The sequence below is a fragment of the Massilia genomosp. 1 genome (assembly GCF_011682185.1).
GTDB lineage: Bacteria > Pseudomonadota > Gammaproteobacteria > Burkholderiales > Burkholderiaceae_D > Telluria_A > Telluria_A rubra.
This window is the reverse complement of sequence record NZ_WHJF01000558.1, coordinates 1-280: the sequence shown is the minus strand read 5'-3', so window position 1 is coordinate 280 and position 280 is coordinate 1. Positions and strand designations below refer to the sequence as shown.

1 pseudogene is annotated in these 280 nt (G+C 65.7%); it reads right to left on the bottom strand.

From position 1 onward, the window contains the following. Positions 1 to 114: pseudogene (locus F1735_RS37185) on the bottom strand (SDR family NAD(P)-dependent oxidoreductase); the annotation flags it as partial. Between the last annotated feature and the right edge of the window lie 166 nt (positions 115 to 280).

The window sequence follows — 280 nt, the reverse complement described above, 5'->3', positions numbered from 1 at the left end:
GGTGACGGCGAACACGCGAAAGCGCGCGCGCACCAGCGGCAAGAGGCGCATGCCGACATCGCCGCAGCCGAGAATGAGCAGGCGCGGCCGCTTGAAGGGGGAAGTGGTGGTCATGTGGAATTGTTTGTCGTCGATGGCGTAGCCACACAATATACAAGATAAGCGCAGCGTCGGCAGGGTCCGCCGCTGGCCGTGGCGGCGGCCCTGGCGCACCCGGCCAGCGCAGCGGAACATGTAAAATACCCGCACCCGTTGCTCGCGACCGTAGCGGCGCGATCAA